This window comes from Neisseria sp. P0021.S007, assembly GCF_051956855.1.
Window position 1 is genome coordinate 1 of the sequence record NZ_JBQCXA010000560.1, and the last position, 676, is coordinate 676.

General features: G+C 37.6%; 1 protein-coding gene and 1 pseudogene. Both read left to right on the top strand.

Annotation, left to right across the window (positions count from 1 at the left end; translation table 11 throughout):
• Nucleotides 1–27 precede the first annotated feature (27 nt).
• Complete coding sequence (gene rplE, locus ACTHUR_RS14620; protein WP_003684750.1) at nt 28–567, top strand: 50S ribosomal protein L5; 540 nt, start codon at nt 28–30, stop codon at nt 565–567.
• Nucleotides 568–569: 2 nt separating this feature from the next.
• A pseudogene (gene rpsN / locus ACTHUR_RS14625) lies at nt 570–676 on the top strand (30S ribosomal protein S14); the annotation flags it as partial.

The window sequence follows — 676 nt, forward strand, 5'->3', positions numbered from 1 at the left end:
TCTGTTATTGGAGCATAAGGAGATAACATGGCTCGTTTGAGAGAGTTTTATAAAGATACAGTTGTTCCTGAATTGGTTAAGCAGTTTGGTTACAAATCAGTAATGGAAGTTCCTCGTATTGAAAAAATCACTTTAAATATGGGTGTTGGAGAGGCTGTTGCTGATAAAAAAGTTATGGAGCATGCGGTATCTGATTTGGAAAAAATTGCTGGTCAAAAGCCAGTAGTTACTGTTGCTCGTAAATCTATCGCTGGCTTTAAAATTCGCGATAATTATCCTGTAGGTTGCAAAGTAACATTACGTCGTGATCAAATGTTCGAATTCTTGGATCGTTTGATTACTATTGCATTACCTCGAGTGCGTGACTTCCGTGGTGTAAGTGGCAAATCTTTTGATGGCCGTGGTAATTACAATATGGGTGTTCGCGAGCAAATCATTTTCCCGGAAATTGAATACGATAAAATTGATGCTTTGCGTGGTTTGAATATTACTATTACAACTACTGCAAAAACTGATGAAGAAGCTAAAGCTTTATTGTCGCTGTTCAAGTTTCCGTTTAAAGGATAATCATGGCTAAGAAAGCACTTATTAATCGTGAACTGAAACGTCAAGCTTTGGCGAAAAAGTTTGCAGCCAAACGTGAGGCAATTTTTGCTGTTATTAATGATGCGAATGC

Bases quoted from the DNA above. Each gene is read 5' to 3' on its own strand.
- rplE (WP_003684750.1), top strand. From the start codon at position 28: ATGGCTCGTTTGAGAGAGTTTTATAAAGATACAGTTGTTCCTGAATTG.